Source organism: Marinobacter mangrovi, assembly GCF_016798325.1.
Taxonomy (GTDB): Bacteria; Pseudomonadota; Gammaproteobacteria; order Pseudomonadales; family Oleiphilaceae; genus Marinobacter_A; species Marinobacter_A mangrovi.
The window spans coordinates 84,833-111,014 of record NZ_JAERVO010000002.1 but is presented as its reverse complement, the minus strand read 5'-3'; the positions used below and the strand labels follow the sequence as shown (position 1 = coordinate 111,014).

Here is a 26,182-nt window from a genome sequence, read left to right as displayed (position 1 = left end):
AAGGCGACCACCCCATTCTCATTGCATCAAAGACAGGTTATTCCGATGACAGCCGCAGCACTCAAAATGCCGAATAGCGCCCAGGCCGGGAACGCCGCCGAGCAGCCCGCCATCCCCATTCGCCACATGAACTTCGGGTTCGACGGTCAGGGCGTGGACATCGACTTCTACCTCAACGCCGAATTGGCCAGCGGTTATTTCTCGGCGCTGTCGATCTTCCTGACTTATGGCGAAGACCTGGTCATCGAGACCGCCCGTTACCACCGGGACTTCCTGAAGGACCCGGTACTCAGGCAGCGGGTGACGGCGCTGATTGGCCAGGAAGCCCTGCACTCGAAAGTGCACGAGGAATGGAACGACATTCTCAAGATGCATCGCTATCCGGTGTCCTTCTACCGGTTCCTGGCGCAGAACGTCTTCGACTACGGCTTCCGCCGCTTCCCACAGCCGCTGAAGCTCTCGTTGATGGCCGGCATCGAGCACTTCACCGCCGTTCTCGCGGAATTCTTCATGAAGCACGAGGACTACTTCTTCGAGTCCGACGACGAGAAGCAGCGGGCCTTGTGGATGTGGCACATGCTGGAAGAGTCGGAACATAAGGACATCGCCTTCGACGTCTACGAGACCCTGAACGGCAACTACGCCCTGCGGGTCAGCGGCTTTGCCATGGCGCTGTTCACCATCTGGTTCCTGGTGGCCCTGGGCGGCGTCGGCATTCCCGTACTGCGCCGGCCACGCAACCTGTTCAGCCGTCGCTTCTGGAAGGATGCACGGCGCAGCGTCGGGCTGATCATGGGCCGCAAGGACGGCATCTACGGCAGCACCCTCGGCCACGTGTTCGACTACCTGCGCCCGGGATTCCACCCCAACGACCACGACACGTCCGAATACCTGGCCTATTACAAGGAGCGCCTGCTGAATCCCGAGACCGGGCTGCTGGCCCCCTATCTCGTCAAAGAGGTGGTTCCGCCCGTCCGCGCCTGATGCGACGGGCAACCGACGGTCCCCACAAAAAGCGATAGCCAATAGCGATGAATACACCCTCTGTTTACGACACCTTTATCGTGGGCGCCGGCATTTCCGGGCTCGCAGCCGCGATCAAGCTCAAGAAAACCGGCTACCACAATTTCAAGATCATCGAGAAGGCCGACCGAGTCGGCGGCACCTGGCGGGAGAACACCTATCCGGGCTGCGGCTGCGACGTCCCGTCCTCGCTCTATTCCTATTCCTTTGCGCCGAGCAGTCGCTGGAGTCGTCTGTTTGCCAAGCAACCCGAGATCCTCGACTACCTGGAAACCGTCAGCGACGACTTCGGGATCACGCCCCTGATCGAGTTCAACTGCGAGCTGGAACAGGCGGTATGGGATGAAGATCGTCACCTCTGGTGCCTGGACACCAGCAGCGGCCAGTACCTCGCCAGAACGGTGGTGTTTGCCACCGGCCCCATCACCGAGCCGCAGACGCCGCCGATCCCGGGACTGGAGACGTTCACCGGCAAGATGTTCCACTCCGCCCGGTGGGATCACGACTACGACCTGACCGGCAAGCGCATCGCCGTGATCGGCACCGGCGCCTCGGCCATCCAGTTCGTGCCCCGGATCCAGCCGAAGGCCAGGGAACTGCATGTGTTCCAGCGCACTGCACCCTGGGTGCTGCCCAAACCGGACCTGCCGTTAGGTGAGGCCGCCAAACAGGCGGTCGAGCGGTTCCCGGCGATCCAGCAGGGCTGGCGCAAGGCGGTGGCCGGCTCACTCAACGCCATCAACTTCGGATTGCGCAACCCGAAGGTCCTCAAGCCGGTCAACGAGGCCGCCAAACAACTGCTGAAACTCCAGATCAGCGACCCGGCCCTGCGCAAGGCGGTCACGCCGGACTTCCTGCTCGGCTGCAAGCGCATCCTGTTCGCCAATGACTACTACCCCGCCCTGCAGGCAGATAACACGTCGCTGATCCCAAGCGGCCTGGTGGCCGTCGACGGCAACACGGTGATCGCCGCCAACGGTGAGCGCCGGCAGGTGGACGTGATCATCTGGGGGACGGGCTTTGACGTGTCGCATCCGCCCATCGGCAACCGGGTCTTCAACGACAGGGGCGAACGCCTGGCGGACCTGTGGAGGGACAGCTCGCCGGAGGCCTACCTGGGCGCGACCATCGAGAACGTGCCCAATGCCTTCCTGATCCTGGGACCCAACGTGCTGGTCTACGATTCGTTCATCCGCCTGGCCGAGGCCCAACTGGACTACATCATCGACGGGCTCTGGAAGATCAAGCGCCGATCCATCAGCAAGCTGACGATCAAGCGGAAGGTGCTGAAAAAGCACAACCGGAAGGTCCAGAAAAACCTGCAGACCACTGTCTTTAACGCCGGCGGTTGCAGCAGTTACTACCTGGACCAGAACGGCCGCAACTTCGCCGCCTGGCCCTGGTCTTTGAAAACACTGAAGCGGCGACTGAACGTGTTCGAGCTGAAGGACTACGACCTGGCTTATCGTCAGGACACAGGCACCCGACCGACCAAACGTCCTGCCAAATCGAACGCCCGTGTCCGGGAAGAAGCGTTCAGCTAACGTCTACCCTGTGAAGCGGCGGGTTGCCAGCCATGGCCCAACCCGCCCATCCGGATTTTTCAACGGTCTTCTCCCCCTGCGTGCACTACCCTTATCCAAGGGCCCGCTTGCTTTGCATTCTCCAAAGGCGGCCGCACAAACCTGTGCAGACGGTCAGGTTTTAACTATAGTGGTCTCCTATCATTTGCACCGATGAAGGATCTCGGTATGTCCAGATCGCACATATCCCGGCGCGCCTTTCTCAAGGGCAGCGCCATCGCCGGTGTGACAGCCTACCTCGCACCCTTTGGCAGCGACGCCTTTGGCGCCCTGTTCGAGGAGCGGGTCCTGTCACCGACCCGGGAAGACTGGCAACTGGCGGAGAGCACCATGCGCTTCCGCCTCGACGGCATCGCCAAAGTCACCGGCAGCAAGGTGTTTGCCCGGGACATCCGGGCGAAGGACATGCCGCACTGGCCGGACCAGCAGTCCCATGCGTTTATCATCCGCGCCACCCGCTGCGATCACCGCTTCGAGGACATCGACCTCAGCCGCCTGGAAAACGCCGGACTGATGCCGGACCGAATCGTGACCGCCGAGGACATGGCCCGCGACCAGATCGAAGTACCGCGCTTCTTCGGCCCTGAATTCTTCCTGCCCAAGGGCGAGACGCCGCTGTACCTGGGCTACCCGGTGGCCATGCTCATCTACCACGATTTTCCCCGCTACCGGCTGGCCAAGAACCGCATCCGCTTTGCCGACGATGTGGTGGTCTACGGCGACAAGACGCCGCTACCGGAAAAATCCCCTTACGGTGCGTTCCGTTACATCCGCGTCGGCGGCGACACGCCGTTTGCCGAGGACACCTTCTCCGCCCTGCAGGAAACCGTGCTCTATCCGGATTTCCGCAAGCGCCACCCGGTCTGGCCCGAGGCCCTGGAAAACGGCAAGGACACTGAAAAGGCGATGTTCTATGCCAACCAGCTGCAGGACAGACTGGACAATGCCCCCGACGACTGGCTGGTGTTCGAGGGCGAATACCATTCCCAGTACACCGACCATTTTGCGATGGAGGCGGACAACGCCAACTGCTGGTTCGACCGGGATAAGGGCGACATGCACGTGGTCTGTGGCACCCAGTCCCCACAGGAACTGGTCAACTGGATGCCGGAGCTGCTGTCCAAGAGCCGCTTCAACAGCCAGCGCTTCTTCCTGCATCCGGCCTACACGGTGGGTTATGGCTCCAAGGACGCCACCATTTTCCCCTATTACGGGCTGATTGCCGCCCTGTATGCCGACGGCAAGCCGGTGCGCCTGGCCAACGACCGCTACGAGCAGTTCCAGGCCACCATGAAGCGCCATCCCTTTACCATGAAAAACCGGCTGGCGGTGGACCGCAAAACCGGCAAGTTCCAGATCTTCAAGCAGGACCTGACCGCCAACGGCGGCGGGCGCGCCAACTTCTCCAACTCCGTGGCCTTCGTCGGCACCACGGCGGCGCAGTCCATCTACTACATGCCCAACAGCGACCTGACGGCCACCGCGATCTATTCCCGCATGCCGGAGGCCGGCTCGTTCCGGGGCTACGGCACCATCCAGAGCATGTCCGCTACCGAACTGATGGTGGATGAAATCGCCGGGCAACTGAAGATGGACCCGATCGAGCTGCGCCTGCGCAACGTGTTCAAGAGCGGTATGAAGAACACCCAGGGGGCGATTCCGGCCGGCCACCTGCGTGGCGAGGAGATCCTGCACAAGGCCCGGCAGCACACCATCTGGACCGGCCGGGAAGAGCGCAAGCGGACCTACGAAGCCCAGAATCCCGAGGAACACTACGGGGTGGGTTTTGCCTGCGTGCAGAAGGATTTTGGTCACGGTGCCGAATCCGCGTTCTCCGAAGTCCGCCTGACCCCGGAAGGCCGCATCGAGCTGCGCAACACCGGCGCCGAAATGGGCACCGGCTATTCCACCGGTCAGGCTGCGGTGGTCGCCACCTGGCTGGGCCGCGCGGCGGATCAGGTGCGCACCGCGGAAATGGAATGGGACGACATGCAGATGTACGAGACCGCCAGCCCCTATTTCATCTCCCAGGACGAACAGGACAAGGCCGCCCAGGATCCCCGCTGGACGCCGTTGCTGTTGCAGGCCTCGAGCGCCAGTAACTCCGCCTACTATTTCTCGTTCCCGACGCTGGAGGCGGCCAGGGTAATCTTCCGCCACGGCCTGTGGCCTGCCGCCGTCGACTACTGGCAACGCGGCATTGGCGGCGGTCAGTCAGCGCCCTATGTCGTTCGGGAAGAGAACGCCCGTTGGGAAGGTGGCCACCTCACCGCTCGGGGCATGGAGCCGCTGTCGCTGGAATTCCTCGCCAAGCGCGCCCACGAGATGGGGCTGGTGACCGGCGCCATCACCCACGCCTTCAACCGCTGGGAGTGGTCCCGGGCCGACTACGACATCAACGGCCGCACCGAGAACCTGCCGCTGGATGGCCTCGCCGTCCAGTATGGCCAGGGCGCGTCCGACGAGAAGAAGGCGCTGATGTCCAGCAAGCGCGGCTATCACCTGCTGACCCGCAAGAATCTCTACATCCCGCCGACCCAGCGCAATAACGCGGGCGTCACCTACTACAGCGCCTGCGGGGCACTGGTGGAACTGGCGGTGCACAAGGGCACGGGCAAGGTTTCGCTGCTCAACCACCACACGTTCCTGGAATGCGGCAACGCCATCGTCGAACAACTGGTGTCCGGCCAGATCCAGGGCGGCGCGGCCATGGGCATCGGCCATGCGCTCTACGAGGAAATGCCACTGTACGAGGACGGTCCCGGCAACGGCACCTGGAACATCAACCGCTATCACGTACCCCGGGCCAGCGAGGTCGCCGTCTGGCAGCAGACCTCGGAAATCCTGCCCCCCCTGTCGCGCACCGATCCGCCCAAGGGCATCGCCGAGGTGGTGATGATTCCCATCGTCGGCGCCATCGGTAACGGCATCGCCCACGCGACCGGCCACCATTTCCGCAGCCTGCCCATCACGCCGGACAAGATCCGGGAGGTCCTATGACACCGGAGGAGCCCAACACCATGACGATTTCGACGCGGCCGCTGAAGGTGACCATCAACGGCCAGGCCCAGCCGGTGGAAGACATCCCCGAAGAGCTGATGATGCTCGACTACCTGCACGAGTACCGCAACCTCACCGGCACCCGCTTCGGCTGCGGCCAGGGCATGTGCCGGGCCTGCACCGTGATCGTCGACAACCCGGACGGCAGCAGCGAGGAGGTGCGCACCTGCATCACCGGCGCCCACTTCTTCGACGGCAAGACCATCCGTACCGTCGAAGGACACGCCCAACGGGACGACGCAGGCGAGGTCAAGGCGCTGTCCACTGTCCAGCAGCAGTTCCTGGAGCACTTCTCTTTCCAGTGCAGCTACTGCGCACCCGGGTTCGTCAATGCCGCGACGGTGCTGGTGGAGCGCCTGCAGCGGGAGCCGGTGCCCCGATCACAACTGGAGGACACCATCAGCGAAGCGCTGGAATCCCACATCTGCCGCTGTACCGGCTATGTACGCTATTTCGAAGCCGTCCGCGACGCCGTACTGAAGACACCCGGCACCACCACGGGGAGGAGCTGATCATGCGTTATCGCAGCGCCCTCACAACGTTGTTCGCCCTGTGCCTGGGCACGACCCCGGCCTGGGCGGCCGACGCCGACAAGGACACCCTGGAGCGGGGCCAGTACCTGGTGCGTGCCGCCGACTGCGCCGCCTGCCACACCCGTAAAGACGGCACCCCCTACGCCGGCGGTCGCCCGATCGAGACACCGTTCGGGACCGTCTACGGCACCAACATCACCCCGGACAAGGAGTTCGGCATCGGCGACTACAGTGCCGACGCGTTCTATCACGCGCTGACCGAAGGCGAGCTGCCCGACGGCACCCAGCTCTACCCGGCCATGCCTTACACGGCGTACCATACGATTCCCCGCGAGGACTCGGACGCCATGTACGCCTACCTGATGAGCCTCAAGCCGGTGAACATCCAGGCGCCGGAAACCGAACTCAGTTGGCCGTTCAGCATGCGCTGGACGCTAAACTTCTGGAACGTCATGTTCGCCGGTAAAGACGCCCGGGACAGTGACGGGCAGTCCGACACCTGGAAACGCGGCCAGTACCTGGTGGACGTGCTGGGTCATTGCGGCGAGTGCCACACCCCGCGCAACAGCCTGGGCGCCGTGAACCGGGACAAACATCTGCAGGGGGCCGTCATCGGTGGTTACGAGGCCCCCAACCTGAACGCCAAACCACTCGCGGAGCGCGGCTGGACTCCGCAGGCTCTGCGCACCTTCCTGCGCGAAGGCATGAGTGAGCAGGGTTCCATGTTCAGCGAGATGTACCCGGTGTTCCATCACAGCACCCGCCACCTGCACGATGAAGACCTGAAGGCCATGTCCGTCTACCTGATGGGAGACACCCCGCCCGAAGCGACGGTGGTGAAGGCCAACGACACCCAACAGACCGACAGCGCGGGGCGCCGGCACTACCTGAACGTCTGCGCCGGCTGCCACGGTGCCGACGGCGAGGGCATTCCCCATGTGGCGGTCGCCATGAAAGGCAACACCACCCTACGCCTGGACAGCGCCCGCAATCTGGTGAAGGTGATCCACGACGGCATCGGCGCCCAGTCGTTCAACGGTTTCGAGCGTATGCAGGCGATGCCCGGCTTTGCCGACCAGCTCAGTGATGCCGAGATGGCCGAACTGGTGAACTACCTGCGCCAGACCTGGGGCGGCCAGGCTCGTTCGATCGACGCGGCCACCGTAAAGGACCTGACAACGACAGCCCACTAGAGGGAGTACCGCTTGCTGGCAAAGGCAACTACGCACAGCGCCAGTGCCGTCAGGCTCACGCCCTGACCAACGACCTCAGGCTGTCCGGCTCCATAAACGACTCCGGTCGGGGTTACGAGACGGCCTCGACTTCCGCTGCCGAGGGCGCGGGTTCATGCTTGCGCTCCGTTCGCGCAATGATAGCCGAGCCCACCAGGTCACCCGTGACGTTGAGCCCGGTGGCCCCCATGCCCACCAGCGCGTCGATCGAGGCCAGCAGGGCAACGGTTTCAATCGGCAATCCGACCTGGGAGAACACCGTCGCAATCATGACAATCCCCGCGCCCGGGACACCGGCCGTCCCGATGGACGTCAGGGTGCCGATCAACACGATCTCGATCATGGTCATCAGGTCCAGGGGCACGCCGACCACATTGGCCGCAAACACGGCGGAAATGGCGATCCGGATCGCGGCGCCGTCCATATTGATGGTGGCACCGAGCGGTAGGCTGAACCCGTAAATGTTCTGGGGAATACCCATCCGGCGGGCCGCATCGAGGGTCAGGGGCAAGGTACCGGAACTGCTCTGGGTGGCAAACGCCGTCGCCATGGGCGTGCGGGCCTCGCGGAAAAAGCCGCCCAGGCGCACACCGAATACGCGCATCAGGCCGCAATAGAATACAAGATGGACCGCCAACGCGATGTACAGCACCAGCACCATATCCCCCAGCGCCAGGATGGTGTTCATGCCCTGCGCGCCCGCCGTCTTGGCCACGATGGCGAAGACACCGATGGGCACGAACTGGAGCACGCCGGCCATGACCTTCAGGGTCACCGCATTGAGCCCTTCGATCACCCGGTAGAGCTGTTCAGCGAGGCCCGCCTGATCCGTGCTTTCGCGGAGTTTCAGCAAGGCGATGCCGAAGACGATGGCGGTAAAGATAATGCCCAGCAGGTTCGGCTCGCTGAAGGCGCTTACGATGTTGGTGGGGACGATACCCAGCAGGACATTGACGACACCGGGGTTCTCGGGGACATCCACACTGGCGTTGTCGTCCAGGGTCATGCCACTGCCGGGCGCCAGGATCGAAGCCACGACCAATCCGACCACGATGGCCAGCGCCGAGGTCGCCACATAGTAGACCAGCAGCTTGCGGCCCACCCGACCCATGCTGCCGATACTGGCCTGGTTGATGCCCACCATCAGCGTAAACAGGACGATCGGCACGATCAGGAACTTCAACAGGCGCAGCAGCAACTCGCCCACCGGTGCCAGCCACTCGGCCACCGGCTGACCGCCGACCAGTCCGACCACAATCCCCAGCACAAGCGCGATACTGACGCGAAGAATCAGGGAGGAGGTCAGGTAAGCGTTCAACAAGGCTCTCATTCGGGTCTCCGATCATGAGTGGATGGATAGTCGGACGGCGGCATCCCTGGCACGCCCTGATTCTGAGGGATACGCCCGATAGGGTAAACCGCAAGGCCCTGAATACGGCGGACCTATGCCCGTCGGATCAGGTACACGCCCAGCAGCACCAGAGCCGTCCCGGCCATCTGCACCCCGGTGATGGGCTCAGCCAGCAGCAACCAACTGAAGAAGATCGTCATGATCGGTCCCAGCATACCCACCAGGACCGTGGGCCCGGCTCCGATGCGCTGGATCGCCCCGGACTGGAAAAAAATCGGCATGACCGTCGAGAAAACCGCCATCGCGGCACAGTAGCCGTAGATGGACCAAGGCTGGACCAGATCGCTCACCGGGTTCGTGGCCAGGAAATGGATCTGCGCCGCGACGATCGACACCACCAGCGCCAACACCGAAAACCGGGCCGCCCCCAGTTTGGCGATGGACACCTCCGCAAAGGCGTTGTAGCAGGCGTAAGACACCGCCGAGGCGAACACCAGACCCGCGCCGATCCAGGGCGCACGGCTGTCCTCCGCCAATTGCGTGTCGCTGACAAACACCAGACTGACGCCGGCATAGCACAGCACCAGGGCGGCGACCAGTTTCGCGCTGACGGGTTTGTTCAGGAACAGCAGACCGATCAGGATGGTGATGGTCGGGTAGGTAAACAGGATGACCCGCTCCAGCCCGGCCGAAATGTACTGCAGCCCCAGGAAGTCCAGGATCGAGGCACCGTAATAGCCGGCCAGCCCTAAAAAGATCAGCAGCATCCAATCCCGGGCACCCAGCGTCGGACCGTTTCGCAGGTAGGCCCAGCCGCTGACCAGGAACAGTGGCAACGAGAAGATCATCCGCAACGACAGCAACGTCACCGCGTCGACGGGCGCCGCCTGATAGGCGAGTTTGACGAAAATCGCCTTGAACGAAAAACCAAAAGCCGCCAGCACCGCCAATCCGACACCCAGTTGCCGGGGAGAAACCTGCCTACGCATCAAAACCACTCGCCCTTCAAAGATTCAAGAAATTGAATCATATGACTCAAGAAACACTGATAGAATTGCGTTTTCAGCACACGAGCCTTCGTTTATTTCGAATCCTTCTCATGAAATACAACCTGACGGATTTACGACTGTTCATCGCGGTGGCCGAATGCCGGAACCTGACCCACGGTGCCGAGCGGGTGTTCCTGGCGCCTTCGTCGGCAAGCCACCGGATCAAGATTCTGGAGGGCTCGCTAGGCACCTCCCTGCTGCAACGCAAGGCTCGGGGCGTGCAACTGACACGGGCCGGCGAGATCTTCCTGCGCCACGCGCGGCAGGTGTTCGCCAAGCTCGAGCAGATGCACTCCGACCTGGCGCCCTATGCTGAAGGCATCCAGGGACATGTGCGGCTGTGGGCCAACACCCATGCCATCCACAGCTACCTGCCCAACGATCTGGCCGCGTTTCTCAGCCGACACCCGCAGATCAGCGTGAACCTGGAGGAGCAGACCAGCGGCGACATCCTCGCCGGCGTCGCCCGGGGTGATGCGGAAATAGGCATCGTGGCGGAGCACGACGATCATCAGGACGTCACCCTGGTGCCCTACCGGGAAGACCGGTTGGTGCTGATCACGGCGCATGGACACACACTGGCCGGCGCCCGTGCCCTGTCATTCGCGGACGTACTGTCCGAACCGTTCGTCATGCTGCACGCCGGGTCGGCCATCCATACGTTCACCATGAACATGGCGTCGAGCCTGGGGGCGCACCTGAACGTCCGGGTGCAGGTGAAGAGTTTCGAGGCGGTATGTCGCATGGTGGCAGCCGGCGTGGGGATCGGGCTGGTGCCGCGGGAAGCGGTGAAGCCGTTTGGCCACCAACCGCTCTCACTCATCGAAGTGAAGGAAGACTGGGCCCAAAGGGATCTGAAGATCTGCACCAATCCGCGTGCCGCACCCTCGCCGTTTGCCCAGGCGCTGATCGACCACCTGGCGGCCGCCCGGTCACCCCAGCCAGTACAGACAGACTGACAGGGTGACCACCGAACCCACCGTCGACAGCAGGACGCTGCTGGCCACCACCGAGGCTTCACGGCGGTAATATTCCGCCAGCATGAACGGGCCGGTTCCAGTGGGCAGCGCACTCAGCAACAGCGCGGCCTTGGCCCAGAGCGCCGGCAACGGGAAGACGTAGCTGGCCAGGAGCCAGACCAGCAGTGGGTGCACGATCAACTTGATCCCCACCAGACCCGCGGCCCCCTGCGCCCGCCCCCGCTCGCGCTGGGCCAGGAAGGCGCCCAGGGACACCAGGGCACAGGGTGTCGTCGCTGCACCCAACATATCCAGGAAGCGACTGGCGGCCTCCGGCAGAGCCAGTCCCGAAGCCGCCCAACCGGCACCCAGGATCGGCGACACCACCAGCGGGTTCTTGGCCAGCGCGACGAGCACCTTGCGCACGGCGTGATAGGCCGACCCTTCGCTCTGCAGCCCCACCTCCACACAGACGATGGCAATAGAAAACAGCACACAGACCACGATCAACGTGGCCACGAGCGCCGGCTCCAGCCCCTCATCCCCGAGCACCAGCACGCACAGGGGAATGCCGATATAGCCGGTATTGGCGTAGGAGGCACTCAACCCGTCGATGCTGGCATCGGCCAGGTGCCGTTCACCACGCCACCGATAGAGCAACGTGATCACGAAAACAAACAGGGTGCCGATACACACCACCGCGATAAAACCGGGGTGCCAGATGGCCTCCAGTGAGGCGGTCGCCGTGGCGGTGAAGAGCAGCGCCGGCAGGCAGAGCCAGACCACGAAACGATTGAGCTCCGAAGCCGCCGTTTCGCCCAGGCAGCCGGTTCGTCGGCAGACGTAGCCGGCCAGGATCAACCCGAAAATGGGCAGCAACACGTTTACAACAGCGGTCATCGACAGGCTCACTCGGCGGGTTCGACAAGAGAGCGCCAGTGTCCCACCTGGCCTTTGATACCGTCTAATGCTATATAATCCATCCATTGATACTTAATTTGCATCAACTATGGATATCCGCCAGCTTCGCAGCTTCCTGACCCTTGCGGACACGCTCAATTTTCGCCGGGCCGCCGAGCGTCTCAACATCACCCAGCCACCATTGAGTCGGCAGATCGCCGCGCTGGAAGAGAGTGTCGGCACGCCGTTGTTCTGGCGGCACTCCCGTTCGGTGGGCCTGACGCCGGCCGGCGAGCAATTCCGGACGGATGTCAGCCGGCTGCTGGACGACCTGGACGTCGCGGTCCAATCCGCCCGGTCGGCCGCCGAAGGCGAGCGCGGCACACTGACGATCGCGTTCACCATGTACGCCGCCTGGAACATCCTGCCGGAACTGGTCGCCTCCTTTTCCGACGCCTATCCCGACGTGGCACTGGCCCTCGACGAAACCCTGCCCCGGGACCTGCACGCCGCGCTGGTGAACGGCAGCGCCGATGTGGGCATCAGCTTTCCGCTGCGTTTTGCCCACACGCTTCAGTACCGTCCGCTGTTCCACGAGCCGTTGTGCGCGGTCCTGCCGGAGACGCATCGACTGGCGGGAGAAACGATCGTATCGGTGGGTGACCTCGCGCCGGATCCGTTCATCACGTTCCCGGGCACTACCGCGCCGGCCCTGCACGAAGCCGTCACTGCCTGCTGCCGGCTGTACGATTTCGAGCCTTCTATACGGGTGGAGGCTCACCTTCAGCAGACCATCGTCAACCTGGTGGCGAAGGGACTGGGCGTGGCACTGGTGCCCAACTCCATGCGCCGCATGCAACTGGCGGGGGCGGTCTTCCTGCCGTTGGTCGAATCCCCGCAGGTGGAACAGGGGGTCTACTGGAACGCCGACAACCCCAATCCCTGCCTGCATCGGTTTATCGAAGGACTGGACGCAACATGACCAACGCTGATTTTCTGGGAACAGCCCAACCGCGCCTGGTCCTCTACTTGCCTCATCGACCGAACAGGCTGGCGCAGCTGGCCGTTGATCCGAATGCGGGCGACCTCATCGACGCCAACTCCAACCACTGGCGCAAGATCGTCACCCTGCTGGCCAAAATTGCCAGTCCTGCCGCCGGAGACTGGCGAGCGTTCCGGGACACTGGCCTGTTCCGGCAAACCGCGCTGTGCTTCGCCCCCGAGCTGATCGGCGGCCCGACCTGGCACTGGATTGGCGGGAAGGACAACCTGCAGCGATTCAGGACACTGGCCCACAACGCCGAACCGCTCGCTGATTGCCCGGAAGTGGCCGTTGATCCCGACAGGAAGCTCCTGCTAACGCCCTACCCGGATTACCGCCAGCTCAGCAACGCGGTAGTGGAGCAGATCCGCGGCGCCTTGAGTGAGCATGCGTTCTACCCACCATGAGCCCCTTCCCGGGTCGATCCTGCCGGCCATATCGGTAGAATAGTCCGCCAACCTGGCCACCGTCTCGACGCTTCCATGACACACCCGTATTACCTCGGCAGCCCCCAATGGTCCGATCCCAAGTGGAACACCCAGCTTCCCGCCGGAGGCAATCCGCTTGAGCGATACAGCCAGGTTCTCAATACCGTGGAAGGCAACACCACCTTCTACGCCACGCCCAGCCTGGCTCAGTGTGCCCAGTGGCGAACGCAGGTGCCGGACGATTTCCGGTTCCTGTTCAAATTCCCGCGGGCGATCAGCCACGACCAGTTGCTGGCCGGACCAACTTCCGAGATCAACCAGTTCCTGGGCATCATTGCGCCACTGGAGGACGTGCTGGGCCCGTTCCTCCTGCAGCTGCCCGCCGCCTTCGGGCCGGAGCACCTGGATCGGTTGTGGCGTTTTATCGACGCGCTTCCCGAGCCGCTGACCTGCGCGGTCGAAGTTCGTCATGCGGCGTTCTTCAGCAAAGGGGACGCCGAAAAGAGCCTGAACCGGGGCCTCCGGGACCGACGGATTGCCCGGGTCTGTCTCGACAGCCGGGCGCTGTTCAGCGCCCAACCGGAGAACGACATCATCGTGGATGCCCAGCGCAAGAAGCCGAAGGTGCCGGTTCATGTGCTGCCGGTCGAGGCGCCGCCGGTAATCCGCTTCGTCGGTCATCCGGTCCTGGAGGCCAACCGCCCGTTCCTGCAGCCCTGGGTGGAAAAGGTCGCCAGTTGGATCGAAGGCGGTCAGCGGCCCTACGTCTTCATGCACATGCCGGACAACGGCGATGCGCTGTCGCTGGCCGCGCTCTGGAGTGAGTTGCTGCAGGCTCGCCTGCCCCAACTGGAGGCGCTCAACCTGGACGGCAAACAGCCCCAGATGGGCTTGTTCTAGCCACTGGGAGAACATCGACGACTGACGTCAGAGACACGCTTTCAGACTTCAAGAGTCTCGCGAATCCATGTCAACGGGCCTTAAAACAACCCGCCCCAAGACAACTTAGATCATATTTGCCAACCCGTTGGCATTGAGCAAATGGCCTCTTGCGACTACAACTATAGAGGACACAACCATTTACGAACGCTCGCCGAGGATGTCGCTTCATCGTTTATCGGGATGAACTCGCTGACCAAACGGATTGTCAGTCGTCGTTCTGCGGGCCTCTCGAATGGGACGACCAAGCGTGCACTGAAGAGCTGGCGCATTAAGGGGCCGGGGCGGACCGGCCTAATAATAACTGGAGGAACTCATGGCAATAGGTGTCTGGATCAGCTTGCTACTCTACTTTGTCCTTATGCTCGCCATCGGCTTTTACGCCTGGCGCAAATCCACGTCATCATCCGAAGAATACATGCTGGGCGGACGGCAGCTCAGCCCTGCGGTAGCGGCCCTGTCTGCCGGTGCCTCGGACATGAGTGGCTGGCTGCTCCTGGGCCTGCCCGGGGCCCTGTATGCCACGGGGCTGGTTGAAGCCTGGATCGGTATCGGCCTGTTTGTCGGGGCTTTCATCAACTGGATTGTGGTGGCACCCCGTCTGCGTGAACAGACCGAACGCTACGACAACAGCCTGACCATCCCCGAGTTCCTCGCGAATCGCTTCCCGACGAAAGCCATGGCGCTGCGCACCGTATCGGCCATCGTGATCGTGGTGTTCTTTGCGGTGTATACCGCTTCCGGCCTGGTCGCCGGTGGCAAGCTCTTCATGAGCGCCTTCGGGTCCCTCATCGACTCCTCGGTCATCAGCGACTACTCCATCGGGGTCTGGCTGACCTTGGGTATCGTCTTGACCTACACCGTCATCGGTGGCTTCCTGGCGGTCAGCCTGACCGACTTCGTGCAGGGCTGCATCATGATGCTGGCACTGATCATCATGCCGGCGGTGGTGCTGTTTGGCAGCGGCGGCGGTGGTTTTGACCAGGCCTCGGAAACGCTGGCGACGGTCGATCCCAATTTCCTGTCCTGGACGAACGGGCTCACGTTCGTCGGCTTCCTGTCGGCGGTGACCTGGGGGCTGGGTTACTTTGGCCAGCCCCACATCATCGTGCGGTTCATGGCGGTCCGAACGGTTGAAGACGTCCCCAAGGCCCGGAACATCGGCATGACCTGGATGGCCATTTCCCTGATCGGCGCCATCAGCCTGGGCATCTTCGGTCGAGCCTACGCGGTCCGTAACGGCCTGGATGTGGGTGACTCGGAAACGATCTTCATCGTGCTGGCCGACCTGCTGTTCCACCCGCTGATCACCGGTTTCCTCTACGCGGCCCTGCTGGCTGCCATCATGAGTACCATTTCCAGTCAGCTGTTGGTGTCCTCATCCTCCCTCACCGAGGACTTCTACCGCCTGTTCCTGAACAAGGAAGCCACCGACAAGGAAAGCGTGCTGGTCGGCCGGGTCTGCGTGTTGCTGGTGGGGATCGTCGCGGCCTTCATAGCCAGCGACCCGAACTCCAAGGTGTTGGGGCTGGTCAGTAACGCCTGGGCCGGTTTCGGTGCCGCCTTCGGGCCACTGATGATCCTGTCGCTGACCTGGAAGCGCATGTCGGGTGCTGGCGCGGTAGCCGGCCTGATCGTCGGCGCCCTCACCGTCATCATCTGGATTTCGCTGGGTCTGAACGGCAGCTTTATGGGCGGCCCCGGCGTCTACGAGATCATTCCGGGCTTCATTGCCGCCTGGATTGCCATCTACGTGGTCAGCCTGGCCACCCAGTCCGACGGCGAATTCCGGCCCCTCGAAAGCCGATAATAGCGGCGAAAAAAAGCCCCATGGTGCGCAAGCGCCATGGGGCTTTTTATGTCCGGCCAAACGAAACCGACGTCCTAGACGCGAATATCGACCTGCCCACCGATGTTCGGATTGGCACTCGTCGCCGACACAGGCGCATTGGCCGTGACGCTTTCCAGTAACTGAAGCGCGCCCGCCTGGGCCAGGTCCTGGGCGGACTTCAGCACACTGATCTGCACCTGCTCCTGCAATCGGCTCTGGCTGAGCTGGGTACTGAAACTGGCGATGGAAGTGACGTCCATAACGGCCTCTTTCGATTATGACGGCCGCCCGTCCGGCAGCCATCCTCCAAAGCCTTTAAGCTATCACTTTATCCGGACCGGATGATAGAACGACCCGGCGACATGTCCTCGGCATATCCAATTGTCCACTCGCTCGGTGGGCAACAGTCGAGCATAAGACGCCCCAAACGACAGGTTATTAAACTCAAGTTGACCGAAGTGAACTCTCGCTGCGGATGGTAATTTGCGCCTCCCAAATGGATATGCTGCGCTGGAGACAGTGCCACATTATGGGAGGGAATCCGCATGAGTGAGTCAGAGATTCTGGAGGAAGACCTAAGCAGCGAAATTGATGACTCGGTGATGCGCCGAGCCATCGCCGGTGCCGCCACCGGGAACGCACTGGAGTGGTTTGATTTCGGCGTCTACGGCTATTTTGCGACGACGATTGGCCATGTCTTCTTTCCCACCGAGAGTTCAACGGCAGCCTTGTTGTCCTCGTTTGCCGTGTTTGCCTCGGCTTTCCTGGCCCGCCCCTTCGGCAGCCTGTTCTTCGGCCCGCTCGGGGATCGCATCGGGCGCAGCGGAGTCCTGATTACCACCATTCTTCTCATGTCAGTGGGCACAGCCCTGGTCGGTGTATTGCCCAGCTACGATGAGATCGGTATCTGGTCGCCGGTGCTGCTGGTTGCCCTGCGCATGCTCCAGGGCTTCTCCACGGGCGGTGAATACGGCAGTGCCGCGACCTTTATTGTCGAGTATGCACCCGATGATCGACGCGGCTTCCTGGCCAGTTTCCTGGAGTTTGGCACCCTGACGGGCTATTCCTTCGCGGCAATTCTTGCCCTTGTGCTTGACGGAACCCTGGGGGAGGACGCCATGCAAAGCTGGGGTTGGCGGGTTCCTTTCCTGATGGCTGCGCCACTGGGTATCTTCGGGGTGTGGCTGCGCCTGAAACTGGAGGACAGCCCGGCGTTCAAGGAATTGCAGGATTCCGGGGAAGTCGAAACAGCCCCGTTCAGATCACTCTTCAAGTTCCATTGGCGGACGATGCTGCTGTGTCTGGGCCTGGTCGTCGTACTCAACGTGGCTTACTACACGGTCCTCAAGTACATGCCGAGCTACTTCACCTCGCAGTTGGGCATCAGCGAATTCAATTCCGTTTTGCTGTCCCTGGGGATCCTGCTGGGCATGCTGCTATTGGTGACACCACTCGGTCGCCTGTCTGACCGAATCGGACGCAAACCGCTGCTCTATGTGGCTTGCGGAGGCCTGATCGTGTTCGCGATACCGGCATTCTACCTGATGTCTCTGAATAGCCTCTGGCTGGCTTTCGCCGGCCTCGCCATTGTGGGCTTCTTCGTGGTGTTCCTGTCAGGCGTCATGCCTTCAACGCTGCCCGCGATCTTCCGGACCAACGTCCGCAACGGGGGCTTCACCATTTCCTATAACCTGTCGACGGCCCTGTTCGGTGGCACCGCCCCGTTTCTCATTACCTGGCTGATTTCAGTCACCGACAACAATTACATCCCGGCGTTCTACCTGATGATCGCCGCCGGGATAGCGTTGATTCCGCTGGTGCAGTTGCGCGAATCGGCCAATGCGCCGTTACTGGGTTCCAAGCCTCGTCATGGCCACAGAAGCAGCCGACATCGAAGCTGACCCGGCCGGAGGCAGGCCTACGCCTGCCTCCGGATTACCGCTATCGGGTCAGGATGCCGGCGGCCCCATCCCCATTTTCTCAAGCGTCAGGGTCTCGTCGGCGCGGCCCCAGCCGCCGTCATTGACCTCTTCCACGAGCACCATCGTGTAGGGTCGAACCTCCTCGCCGAAATACTCGACAAACATCTCGGTCGTGCGATGGATGATCTCTTCCTTGCGGGCGTGATCCAGAATACCTTCGGGGAATTTATAATTGGCAAACGGCATGGTTATCTCCTTCCATTTAGATTGTGGTGGTCCAACAGACCGGAATATCAGGCCATGCCACCGTTGGCGCGCAGGACCTGTGCGTTGATCCAACGTCCCTGGGGTCCGGCGAGGAAGGACACCACATCGGCGATTTCCTCCGGCTCACCCAGGCGCTCCATGGGGGACATAGCCGCAATCGAGTCGATCTGTTCCTGACTTTTGCCTTCGAAGAACAATTCCGTCGCCACGGGGCCGGGTGCCACCGCGTTGACGGTAATTCCCCGTCCACGAAGCTCGTTGGCCAGGACCCGAACCAGTCCTTCCACACCGGCTTTACTGGCAATGTAGGCGCCATAGGCCGGAAAGGACTTGGCCAATACGCTGGATGAGAAGGCGATGATGCGACCGCCCTCGCCGAGGGTTTCAGCCGCCTTGGCCATCACCAGCCAGCTACCGCGCAGGTTGACCGCCACCATGCGGTCAAGCACCTCAACGTTCTGGGTGATCATGGTGGCTGGTGTCATCACACCGGCGTTGTTGACCACCACGTCAATGCGCCCAAACGCTTCCAACGCCTGGCTGAAGAGTCGATCGACGTCAGCTGCATCCGCCACGTCGCCCCGGACGGCCATCGCCCGACCACCGCGGGATTCAATGTCAACCACGACTTGTTCAGCCAGCCGGACATTACCGGCGTAATTGACCACCACGGCAAAGCCATCGTCAGCCAGTTGGATCGCCACAGCGCGGCCGATACCGCGGGATGCGCCGGTAACCAGCGCGACAGGTTGGGTGTTTGTCATGTCATGGACTCCTGCTGTTGAATGGATGAGTCCATTATTGGCATTCCAGGTATGCGGATAAATCAGCTAATCTGTCATGACTATTCACTCAAAACAAACAATCGTTATGGACCGATTTGACGCAATGGCGCTCTTTACCCGCATTGTGGAGAGCCGCAGCTTCACCCGTGCGGCCAATGCCCTCGACATTCCGCGTGCGACGGCTACGCTGGCGATACAGCAACTGGAAAGCCGTCTCGGCGTGAGGCTGCTGGAGCGTACGACGCGCCAGGTACGCCCCACGGCAGAGGGCCAGGCCTTCTACGAACGCTGCCTCGGCCTGCTTGCCGACCTGGAGGAGGCCGAGGCCGAGCTGCGCCCGGTCGCCAGCAACCCGCGCGGCGTTCTCCGCGTCGAGCTGCATGGCACTCACGCCAGCCACATCGTGTTACCGCGCATCGACGAATTCCGCGCACGCTATCCCCGACTGGACCTGATCGTGACCAGTGGCGATCGTCGCGTGGATCTGGTCGGCGAAGGCGTGGATTGTGCCGTCCGCGGCGGCGTACCCGGTGACTCAACGCTGGTTGCCCGACGTCTGACGGTTCTGTCTCAGGTCATCTGCGCCAGTCCGGACTACCTCGCCCGTATGGGCACTCCGAAAACGCCAGAGGATCTGAGCGCGCATCAAAGCGTGCATTTCGTCTCCGGGTACTCCGCGCCGGATGCGGCGCTGGACCTGGTCATCGACGGGCAAACGGTGTCCTTCGATACGGACGGCTGGCTCGCCGTCAATGAGGCAGAAAATTACGTGGTGAGCGGCCGACGTGGGTGCGGGCTGATTCAGCTGCCGCGCTTCCACGTCCAGCCATTCCTGGATAGCGGAGAACTGGTCGAGGTGCTGGCCGATTGGGAAAAGCCGACGATGCCCATCTATGCGGTTTATCCCCATCGCCGCCAGCTTTCTCCGCGGGTGCGTGTTTTCGTGGACTGGCTGGTTACCGTCTATAGCGATCGTTTCGCAAGCGGTGACGGAAGGCTGAGACCCTAGCCAAGCCATCGATCCTGTCCAGGCGGGGCCCTCTGGCATGCGCGGCTCAAGGCATGTGATTAGCTCACACCGCCAGCGGCGCACCTGCAACGAACGGAGATGATGGAAGATAATCGGAAAGACGTTCCAACGCATACTGCGCCGCAAACGAATTGCCGTTCCGGTCGAGCGCCGGGGACCAGGCACAGACGGAAAACCGCCCTGGTACCACAGCCACAATGCCGCCCCCCACGCCGCTCTTGGCAGGCAGCCCGACGCGATAGGCAAACTCGCCGGCAGCGTCGTACATACCCGACGTGAAGAGCAGGGAATTCATCCTGCGGGCCAGATCCGAAGAGATCAGTTGCTGGTTCTGGCAGTGGGCGTAGCCGCCTGTCGCCAGGTAGTTCAATGCCCTCGCCAGGTCCACGCAGCTCATCTCAAGCGCACAGCACGCGAAGTAGGCCCGGAGGACATCGTCCACCTCGTTGGCGATGTTGCCGAACGACTTCATCAGGTAGGCGGTTGCGGCATTCCGGGACCGGTGCTTCCACTCGGACGCCAGCACATGCTGGTCGATCAGGATGCTGGCGTTGCCCGAAAGGCTCCGGGCCACATCCTGGATATGCTGTGCGGGTGTGGCATAGGCACTGACAAAGTGATCCGCAACGACCAGGGCCCCGGCATTGATAAAGGGGTTACGGGGAATCCCTCTTTCCGCTTCCAGTTGCGTCAGTGAGTTAAAAGGCATGCCGGATGGATTCATCCCCACCCGTTCCCAGAGCCGGTTGCCGTAGACCTGCAAGGACAGGGTCAACAGGAAGATCTTCGATATGCTCTGGACCGAAAAGGGCATCTGCGCGTCGCCCGCCGCAAATACCTGGCCATCGTTGGTGCAGACTGCAATACCGAAACGATTGGCATCACGCTCGGCCAATGCAGGGATATAATCCGCCACCTGTCCCTGACCGAGACGGGTCCGGGCCGCCTGATTGATCTCGTCCAGCCATCCCTGCACGTTGTCAGATGTTCCCGTCATCACCCATCCATTCCGTCCAACCCATGCAACCTTTCCGCTCGCGCCACGGCGGATGACTGCCCCGCCGAACAGCGGGGCAGCATCGCCCTTATCGATAGTCCACTGCAGCGGCTTCGCCAGGGGCGTAGCCGGATGCGGACCGATGCCCCCGGTCGCGGTCGGCCGGCCAGGCTTCGGGATCCAGGTCCAGATCCGCAAATTGAGTGGTGTCGAAAACCGGTTGCGGTTCGCCCGCGCTTATCTGACGATCGTAGTCCCGCATGATGCGCAAACCGGGGCGCATCAGCATGATCAGGGCGAACAGGTTAACCAGGGCCAGCAGCCCCATGGTGACGTCGGCAAAGCCGAATACAGTGTGCAGGTCCGTGGTGGCCCCCCAGCCGCACAGCACGATGACAGCCACCCGGAACACGTTGAAGAGCTTCCGGTTCTCGGGACTGAAGAAATTCAGGCTGTTCTCGCCCAGGTAATAGTTGTAGAGGATGGTGCTGAAGCCGAACAACAGCAGTGCGATGCTGACGAAATCACGCCCCCATTCCCCCACATGACTGGCCAGGGAGGCCTGAGTCAACGCCACGCCGCCGATATCGGCGCCATGTGCCGGGTCATAAGTCGTGCCCAGCAGGATGATCAATGCGGTGCAGGTGCACAGGACCAGGGTGTCGATGAACACCGAGAAAGCCTGGACCCCACCCTGGTTCGCCGGGTGCGGGACATGGGCCACAGCCGCCACGTTCGGCGCACTCCCCAGGCCGGCCTCGTTGGAGAACAGACCGCGCTTGACGCCCATCAGAATGGCGGCACCGATGCCGCCGCCAACAGCCGGCTGTAACCCGAACGCACTCTTGACGATCAGCAGCAGCATGGCCGGTACGTCGGCGATGTTCATGGCCAGCACGACCACGGCAATCATCAGGTAACCGAGGGCCATCACCGGAACCAGTACCTCAGCAACCCGGGCAATGCGCTTGACCCCGCCAAAGATAATGAGGCCGACCAGGATTGCCATACCGATACCGGTAGCCAGTGCCGGTATGCCAAACGCATCCTCGAAAGATACGGCGATCGAATAGGACTGCAGTGCGGTGAAGCCAAAGCCGAACGTCACCAGCAGCAGGATGGAATACAGAACGGCGAGCCAGGTCCAGCGTTTGCCCATGCCCTTGACGATGTAATAGGCCGGCCCACCGCGATACGAGCCATCCGGCTCCGTCTGTTTATAGGTCTGGGCCAGTGTGCATTCGAGAAAGCTGGTGGCCATGCCCATCAGACCCACGAGCCACATCCAGAAGACCGCCCCGGGGCCGCCCAGGGTGATGGCAACGGCGACACCGGCAATATTGCCACCGCCCACGCGGCCGGCGACAGAAAGCAGCAGCGCCTGGAATGAACTGAGGTGGCCGTCCTTTTCCCGACTGAAGGCCTGGCCCGACCCGAGAATACGAAACATTCGTCCAAAGTAGCGAAACTGTACGAAGCGCGATTCAACCGTAAAGCCAATACCAACGGCGATCAGCATGGCAATGAGCACCTTGCCCCAAAGAATATCGTTGAGCAGTTCCAACATCAGGAGTCTCCACGTTTTGTTGTTGTCAGCGTGTGCTCCCCGGCAGCGGGAAGACCGGATACAGGGCATCGGCCCCGCCGGCGGCGGCTGTCGGAGAGTCCGGCTTGGGTAGCAAGTGCGGTGCCACCTGGACTGGGAGATTTCAACTTGCTGTTTTTAAAAGAGAAGTGAAAGACGAAGTCCGTCGTGATGAGAATGGAAGAGCTATAACCTGTGGTCGACGACCACTGCCCTACCTCAACTTTACCTTTAATATTCAATGACTTAAAAAAGCAACGGCCGTTATAGGTGTTGGCGAGGTTATAGGGGTTCGTGAAGCCGGAATCACGAACGCCGTTTGCGGAGACGTTTGCTCAGGGCCGGCTGTGAGATGCCAAGCAGTTGCGAGGCGATCGACTGGTTGCCTTCGGCCCGGGCCATCGCTTCATCCACCAGCAAATCGGCTACGCTGTCGAGCGTTGGCAGGGGCGCATCGGCCACGAAGACGGGGCGGGGCTCCATGGCACCGGATTCCGACTCCTCGCTGTTGAAGTGAATTGCCCGTTTGAACACCTCCATCGACAGCATCCGGGATTGGTGGACGCTCATGGCGTCATAAACGATCGCCCGTAACTCCCGGACATTCCCCGGGAAATCATAGTTCGCCAACAGCACGGGCAGTTGGCGGGGCACGGTGGGTTTGACCTTCCCCAGGGCTTCGGCGGCTTCCTCCAGAAAATGCTCCAACAGTAAGGGGATATCCCGTTTACGCTGCCGCAACGGTGGCACATAGACCGGGTGGGTGCGCAGACGATAGTAGAGGTCCTTGCGAAATTCCCCCCTCGACTGTTTCTGCGCCAGATCCTGATGCGTCGCAACCACGACCCGGGCTCGCAGGCGCTTGGGCCGGTCACTGCCCAACGGATAATACTCTCCCTCCTGCAGCAGTCGTAACAGCTTGACCTGCGACGCCACGCTAAGGTCCCCGATTTCATCCAGGAACAGGGTCCCTTCGGCGGCCTGCTCGATCATCCCTGCCCGCGATGTCTCGGCTCCGGTAAAAGCCCCTCGCTGGTGGCCGAACAGGGTATCGGCAAACATGTTGTCATCGAGTCCGGCGACATTGACGCTGACGAGCGGGCCCTTGCGACGGCTCAGCGTATGGACCGCCTGCGCGAAGAGCTCCTTGCCGGTACCGCTCTCCCCACAGATCAGGACCGGTTCGCTGCTCGAGGCCACGGACTCCAGGTACTTGAACAACGCCCGCATGCCCTTATCGTCCGTGACGATCGGTGCAAACACCTCGGGATGTTCCAGGGTATCTGACAGCACCCGCTGTCGGAGTGCCTGGTTCTCCTCGCGTAATTCCTGTAGACGAATGGCCCGCCGGATGCCCTCGATCAGACGGTCCTGCTCATCCGTCTTGACGAAATAGTCGAACGCTCCCTGCTTGATGCACCGGACCGCCGTCTCCACCTGGTTGAGTCCGCTGATGACAATGACGCCGACATCGGGGTGGTCCTCGACAATTCGCGTCAGCAGCCTTTCACCGCTCACATGGGGCATCGTCAGGTCGAGGGTCACCAGGCCGATGCGCTCCCGATCGAGAATATCCAGCACATCGCGGCTGTCCTGGCAGCGAAAGACATTGTTGATACCGCCCCCACGTTCCAGTGCGATGCCCAGGCTACGCAGGAAAGACGGCTCATCGTCCACCAGCAGGATACCGAACGAGGGGTACAGGTTCTTCGTCATCGAGTGCAGCTCCGGTGCTGTATTATCCAGTCGGGAAATTTATGGCTGTGTCGGTGGGACCGCGGCAGCGTGATCACCCCGGTCAGCGGCCGGCAGCGACACCCGGGCTGTCGTTCCGCCGCCCGGCGTCGAGTCAAAGGTCAGGCTCCCCTGATGCTCCAGTACGATACCGGCCGACACGGACAGGCCCAACCCAGTGCCTCCCTGATCACGTTTCGTGGTGAAGAAAGGATCGGTGACCCGTCCGATCACATCGGAACCGATGCCACATCCCTGATCCTCGACCGCCAGGCAAACCCACAAATGCCCGGCGTCATCGACCTGGCTGAACGTTCTGATGCGAATGCCCTGCTCCGGGTGGTCGAGCGCCTGGCAGGCATTGAGCACCAGGTTAATCACCACCTGCTCAATGCGCTGAGCGTTGCCCGTCACCGAAGGCAGGTCGGCTTCGTAATCGGTCTCAAAATGATCCGTCGCCTTGCGAATCGAGTTCTCCACAAGCCGTATCGCGGTGTGGACCACGGCGTTGAGATCCAGCGCTTCCCCGAGTTCGGCCGATCCCTGGCGAGAGAAATCCTTGAGATCGCCGACGATCCGCTTTATACGCTGACTGCCTTCGAGCATCTCGTCGAGCATCAGCGGGATCTCGTCTCGCACTCGGGAATAGTCGAGCCCGCCCACCGTGAAATCACCGTGCTCGCGGTAATGGGCATCAAGGACTTCAAGACAATCGGCATAGATATCACGCAGGGCCGGCAGATTCAGCAACAGCAGGCTGCTGGGGTTGTTGATCTCATGGGCGACCCCCGAAACCAGGATACCCAGCGAGGCCATCTTGTCAGCCTGGATGAGCTGCTGCTGTTGCTCGCGCAGGGCCTGGGAACGACTTTCGACCTCGCGCCGGAGCGTTCTGTTCCAGATCACGATCGTGCCGAGGATGAGCAGCAACGCACCGGACACGGCGGCCCCGATGAGACCAACGCGCTTCCACGGGAACTGACCGGCGTCTTCCAGCGGCCCGAGCCATTTATCGTAGATCTCCTGGTATCGCCCGGTGTTCTTGAGGATGGCCAGCCCCTCGGAGAACTGGGCCAGAAGATCTGAATTACCCTTGCGGACGGCGTACCCGTACCACAGCGAAAATGGCCTGGCGACGGGCACAATGTTCGAGAGTCCCAGTTGGCGCGTCAGATAAAGCGCCGGCAGGTTCGCCACCAGCGCATAATCCCCCTTTCCGGAAGCCAGCATACGCAGCGCATCGGCATGGGTGTCGACCGGGACAAGGTGGGCACCGACATGATGTTCCTTGAGATAGTCTTCCATGATATCGCCCCGCTGGACGATCACCGTCTTCCCCCGCAAGCCGTCGACGTCCACAGCGGGATCGCCGCGTCGTGCAAAAATCGACTGATTCACGATGGCATGGGGCGGCGAGAAGTCGAACGTCTTGGCACGCTCCTCGGAGTACGACATCCCCTGCAGTACATCGATGTCGCCATTGGCCAGTTTCGCCCGCATCTCGGACCATTCCCCCAGCTCAATCCGGACATCGATCCCCATCACTTCGGCGATGGCTCGAGTCAGCTCCACGTTATAACCGGCGGGCTCGCCATTCTCGTCGATGAACTCATAGGGTGGGTGATAATGGTCGCCACCAACCACGATCGGCTGCTTGCTTCGCTCCAGCGGACTGGCACCGGCAGGGAGCGTTGTGGTGACAAACAACACCGCCGCCAGCAGCCCCAACCATCGGCCGGCCATAAGCCTCCCACAAACGCGTTTCATCCGGTCATTCACTCTTTCGGTGCAGTAGTCAGTCTACGACAAATGGCGCGGGATCATCCGGCGGTACCGGACACAGACTCAAGCACAGCGCCCCCATGCAACAGGCTGTGCAGGGTATCGCCTGACGGCACCAACGGGAAGACGTAGCGTCGACGTGGGAGCCGC

The 26,182-nt window shown here is 61.9% G+C and carries 22 protein-coding genes; 12 read left to right on the top strand and 10 right to left on the bottom strand.

Annotated elements, in window-relative coordinates:
- The first annotated feature begins 45 nt into the window (after positions 1-45).
- From JL474_RS06460 to JL474_RS06440, 5 genes are all read left to right on the top strand, one after another.
- The gene (locus tag JL474_RS06460) at positions 46-984 is read left to right on the top strand and encodes a metal-dependent hydrolase (protein ID WP_236012095.1); all 939 of its coding nucleotides are present in this window, start codon (positions 46-48) and stop codon (positions 982-984) included.
- A gap of 47 nt (positions 985-1,031) precedes the next feature.
- Positions 1,032-2,567, top strand: coding sequence for a flavin-containing monooxygenase (locus tag JL474_RS06455; RefSeq protein WP_203141403.1), 1,536 nt, complete (start codon positions 1,032-1,034; stop codon positions 2,565-2,567).
- Between the two features lie 207 nt (positions 2,568-2,774).
- Positions 2,775-5,606 (top strand): xanthine dehydrogenase family protein molybdopterin-binding subunit, encoded by a 2,832-nt coding sequence (locus JL474_RS06450; protein ID WP_203141402.1) that lies wholly within the window; start codon positions 2,775-2,777, stop codon positions 5,604-5,606.
- A 26-nt stretch (positions 5,607-5,632) separates the two neighbouring features.
- Positions 5,633-6,178: a (2Fe-2S)-binding protein gene (locus JL474_RS06445; protein ID WP_263316999.1), complete on the top strand. Its 546-nt coding sequence runs from the start codon at positions 5,633-5,635 to the stop codon at positions 6,176-6,178.
- 2 nt (positions 6,179-6,180) lie between these two features.
- Positions 6,181-7,392, top strand: coding sequence for a c-type cytochrome (locus tag JL474_RS06440; protein WP_203141401.1), 1,212 nt, complete (start codon positions 6,181-6,183; stop codon positions 7,390-7,392).
- 112 nt (positions 7,393-7,504) lie between these two features.
- Here JL474_RS06440 and JL474_RS06435 read toward each other — a convergent pair whose 3' ends face one another.
- Together JL474_RS06435 and JL474_RS06430 are read right to left on the bottom strand one after the other, a co-directional pair.
- Complete coding sequence (locus tag JL474_RS06435) at positions 7,505-8,761, bottom strand: dicarboxylate/amino acid:cation symporter (RefSeq protein ID WP_123635690.1); 1,257 nt, start codon at positions 8,759-8,761, stop codon at positions 7,505-7,507.
- A gap of 113 nt (positions 8,762-8,874) precedes the next feature.
- A complete protein-coding gene (locus tag JL474_RS06430; protein WP_203141400.1) occupies positions 8,875-9,771 on the bottom strand; it encodes a DMT family transporter in 897 nt (298 codons plus the stop codon).
- Positions 9,772-9,881: 110 nt separating this feature from the next.
- Here JL474_RS06430 and JL474_RS06425 point away from each other — a divergent pair, with 110 nt between their 5' ends.
- Positions 9,882-10,790 carry a LysR family transcriptional regulator gene (locus JL474_RS06425; RefSeq protein ID WP_203141399.1) on the top strand — a complete coding sequence of 303 codons (909 nt, stop codon included), beginning with the start codon at positions 9,882-9,884 and terminating at the stop codon, positions 10,788-10,790.
- On the opposite strand, the gene JL474_RS06420 is transcribed toward JL474_RS06425, so the two are convergent.
- The gene (locus JL474_RS06420) at positions 10,764-11,690 is read right to left on the bottom strand and encodes an AEC family transporter (protein WP_203141398.1); all 927 of its coding nucleotides are present in this window, start codon (positions 11,688-11,690) and stop codon (positions 10,764-10,766) included. The two genes, JL474_RS06425 and JL474_RS06420, sit on opposite strands and share 27 nt — an antisense overlap.
- Positions 11,691-11,799: 109 nt before the next feature.
- On the opposite strand from JL474_RS06420, the gene JL474_RS06415 reads away from it, so the two are divergent.
- From JL474_RS06415 to putP, 4 genes are all read left to right on the top strand, one after another.
- A complete protein-coding gene (locus tag JL474_RS06415) occupies positions 11,800-12,672 on the top strand; it encodes a LysR family transcriptional regulator (protein WP_203141397.1) in 873 nt (290 codons plus the stop codon).
- On the top strand, positions 12,669-13,139 hold the full coding sequence (locus tag JL474_RS06410) for a DUF6942 family protein (protein WP_203141396.1): 471 nt from the start codon (positions 12,669-12,671) through the stop codon (positions 13,137-13,139). The genes JL474_RS06415 and JL474_RS06410 overlap by 4 nt, the downstream gene beginning before the upstream one ends.
- Positions 13,140-13,214: 75 nt before the next feature.
- A complete protein-coding gene (locus tag JL474_RS06405; protein WP_203141395.1) occupies positions 13,215-14,060 on the top strand; it encodes a DUF72 domain-containing protein in 846 nt (281 codons plus the stop codon).
- Between the two features lie 355 nt (positions 14,061-14,415).
- Positions 14,416-15,909, top strand: coding sequence for a sodium/proline symporter PutP (putP, locus tag JL474_RS06400; protein WP_123635697.1), 1,494 nt, complete (start codon positions 14,416-14,418; stop codon positions 15,907-15,909).
- Positions 15,910-15,983: 74 nt separating this feature from the next.
- On the opposite strand, the gene JL474_RS06395 is transcribed toward putP, so the two are convergent.
- Complete coding sequence (locus tag JL474_RS06395; protein ID WP_203141394.1) at positions 15,984-16,190, bottom strand: YjfB family protein; 207 nt, start codon at positions 16,188-16,190, stop codon at positions 15,984-15,986.
- Between the two features lie 285 nt (positions 16,191-16,475).
- On the opposite strand from JL474_RS06395, the gene JL474_RS06390 reads away from it, so the two are divergent.
- Entirely contained in the window at positions 16,476-17,831 is a 1,356-nt protein-coding gene (locus JL474_RS06390) for an MFS transporter (RefSeq protein WP_203141393.1), read from the top strand.
- A gap of 48 nt (positions 17,832-17,879) precedes the next feature.
- Here the strand turns inward: JL474_RS06390 and JL474_RS06385 are convergent, their stop codons facing one another.
- Both JL474_RS06385 and JL474_RS06380 read right to left on the bottom strand, forming a co-directional pair.
- Positions 17,880-18,098 carry a tautomerase family protein gene (locus tag JL474_RS06385; protein ID WP_203141392.1) on the bottom strand — a complete coding sequence of 73 codons (219 nt, stop codon included), beginning with the start codon at positions 18,096-18,098 and terminating at the stop codon, positions 17,880-17,882.
- A gap of 47 nt (positions 18,099-18,145) precedes the next feature.
- The gene (locus JL474_RS06380; protein ID WP_203141391.1) at positions 18,146-18,883 is read right to left on the bottom strand and encodes an SDR family oxidoreductase; all 738 of its coding nucleotides are present in this window, start codon (positions 18,881-18,883) and stop codon (positions 18,146-18,148) included.
- Positions 18,884-19,007: 124 nt separating this feature from the next.
- On the opposite strand from JL474_RS06380, the gene JL474_RS06375 reads away from it, so the two are divergent.
- Positions 19,008-19,913, top strand: coding sequence for a LysR family transcriptional regulator (locus tag JL474_RS06375; RefSeq protein WP_328797789.1), 906 nt, complete (start codon positions 19,008-19,010; stop codon positions 19,911-19,913).
- Positions 19,914-19,977: 64 nt separating this feature from the next.
- Here the strand turns inward: JL474_RS06375 and glsB are convergent, their stop codons facing one another.
- The 4 genes from glsB to JL474_RS06355 all read right to left on the bottom strand — a co-directional run bounded on the left by glsB (position 19,978) and on the right by JL474_RS06355 (position 25,993).
- Complete coding sequence (gene glsB / locus JL474_RS06370) at positions 19,978-20,910, bottom strand: glutaminase B (RefSeq protein ID WP_407944049.1); 933 nt, start codon at positions 20,908-20,910, stop codon at positions 19,978-19,980.
- A 109-nt stretch (positions 20,911-21,019) separates the two neighbouring features.
- Positions 21,020-22,498, bottom strand: a complete 1,479-nt coding sequence (locus JL474_RS06365; RefSeq protein WP_203141388.1) for an alanine/glycine:cation symporter family protein — start codon at positions 22,496-22,498, stop codon at positions 21,020-21,022.
- A 324-nt stretch (positions 22,499-22,822) separates the two neighbouring features.
- Positions 22,823-24,232: a sigma-54-dependent transcriptional regulator gene (locus JL474_RS06360; RefSeq protein ID WP_203141387.1), complete on the bottom strand. Its 1,410-nt coding sequence runs from the start codon at positions 24,230-24,232 to the stop codon at positions 22,823-22,825.
- 39 nt (positions 24,233-24,271) lie between these two features.
- A complete protein-coding gene (locus JL474_RS06355) occupies positions 24,272-25,993 on the bottom strand; it encodes a transporter substrate-binding domain-containing protein (RefSeq protein WP_203141386.1) in 1,722 nt (573 codons plus the stop codon).
- Positions 25,994-26,182 lie beyond the last annotated feature (189 nt).

Coding starts and splice junctions, on each gene's coding strand:
- JL474_RS06385 (WP_203141392.1), bottom strand. CDS start 18,098: ATGCCGTTTGCCAATTATAAATTCCCCGAAGGTATTCTGGATCACGCC.
- putP (WP_123635697.1), top strand. CDS start 14,416: ATGGCAATAGGTGTCTGGATCAGCTTGCTACTCTACTTTGTCCTTATG.
- JL474_RS06380 (WP_203141391.1), bottom strand. CDS start 18,883: ATGACAAACACCCAACCTGTCGCGCTGGTTACCGGCGCATCCCGCGGT.
- JL474_RS06450 (WP_203141402.1), top strand. CDS start 2,775: ATGTCCAGATCGCACATATCCCGGCGCGCCTTTCTCAAGGGCAGCGCC.
- JL474_RS06430 (WP_203141400.1), bottom strand. CDS start 9,771: ATGCGTAGGCAGGTTTCTCCCCGGCAACTGGGTGTCGGATTGGCGGTG.
- JL474_RS06435 (WP_123635690.1), bottom strand. CDS start 8,761: ATGAGAGCCTTGTTGAACGCTTACCTGACCTCCTCCCTGATTCTTCGC.
- JL474_RS06395 (WP_203141394.1), bottom strand. CDS start 16,190: ATGGACGTCACTTCCATCGCCAGTTTCAGTACCCAGCTCAGCCAGAGC.
- JL474_RS06425 (WP_203141399.1), top strand. CDS start 9,882: ATGAAATACAACCTGACGGATTTACGACTGTTCATCGCGGTGGCCGAA.
- JL474_RS06460 (WP_236012095.1), top strand. CDS start 46: ATGACAGCCGCAGCACTCAAAATGCCGAATAGCGCCCAGGCCGGGAAC.
- JL474_RS06420 (WP_203141398.1), bottom strand. CDS start 11,690: ATGACCGCTGTTGTAAACGTGTTGCTGCCCATTTTCGGGTTGATCCTG.
- JL474_RS06410 (WP_203141396.1), top strand. CDS start 12,669: ATGACCAACGCTGATTTTCTGGGAACAGCCCAACCGCGCCTGGTCCTC.
- JL474_RS06360 (WP_203141387.1), bottom strand. CDS start 24,232: ATGACGAAGAACCTGTACCCCTCGTTCGGTATCCTGCTGGTGGACGAT.
- JL474_RS06390 (WP_203141393.1), top strand. CDS start 16,476: ATGAGTGAGTCAGAGATTCTGGAGGAAGACCTAAGCAGCGAAATTGAT.
- JL474_RS06375 (WP_328797789.1), top strand. CDS start 19,008: ATGGCGCTCTTTACCCGCATTGTGGAGAGCCGCAGCTTCACCCGTGCG.
- JL474_RS06355 (WP_203141386.1), bottom strand. CDS start 25,993: ATGGCCGGCCGATGGTTGGGGCTGCTGGCGGCGGTGTTGTTTGTCACC.
- JL474_RS06365 (WP_203141388.1), bottom strand. CDS start 22,498: ATGTTGGAACTGCTCAACGATATTCTTTGGGGCAAGGTGCTCATTGCC.
- JL474_RS06455 (WP_203141403.1), top strand. CDS start 1,032: ATGAATACACCCTCTGTTTACGACACCTTTATCGTGGGCGCCGGCATT.
- JL474_RS06405 (WP_203141395.1), top strand. CDS start 13,215: ATGACACACCCGTATTACCTCGGCAGCCCCCAATGGTCCGATCCCAAG.
- JL474_RS06440 (WP_203141401.1), top strand. CDS start 6,181: ATGCGTTATCGCAGCGCCCTCACAACGTTGTTCGCCCTGTGCCTGGGC.
- JL474_RS06415 (WP_203141397.1), top strand. CDS start 11,800: ATGGATATCCGCCAGCTTCGCAGCTTCCTGACCCTTGCGGACACGCTC.